Annotated in this window: 1 pseudogene; it reads right to left on the bottom strand. The window is 60.6% G+C overall.

Going from position 1 to position 264, the window contains the following annotated elements:
* Window positions 1-264 (bottom strand): annotated as a pseudogene (locus SB764_RS41265) (hypothetical protein); the annotation flags it as partial.

Raw genomic sequence — 264 nt, forward strand, 5'->3', positions numbered from 1 at the left:
GGACCGTTCCTTGACACTGAGGGCGTAGGAGGCGGGTGCAAGGATCGCCAGGTTAGTGGTGGAAGTGGCTTGCAGAAATCCGGCATTCGGCTTGGCCAGCACCAGCTTGATGGTGAAGGCGTCGACCACTTCGGCATGGTCATAGCCCGCCAGATAAGTCGCGCCGAAGGTCGCCGGCAACTCGGTGGCCAGGGCCTTGTCGCTGTCGAACGCGGTTTTCACCGCCTTGGCATCAAAGCGCTCACCATTGCTGAAGGTGACGTT

Source organism: Paraburkholderia sp. SIMBA_027, from assembly GCF_046535315.1.
Lineage (GTDB): Bacteria > Pseudomonadota > Gammaproteobacteria > Burkholderiales > Burkholderiaceae > Paraburkholderia > Paraburkholderia tropica.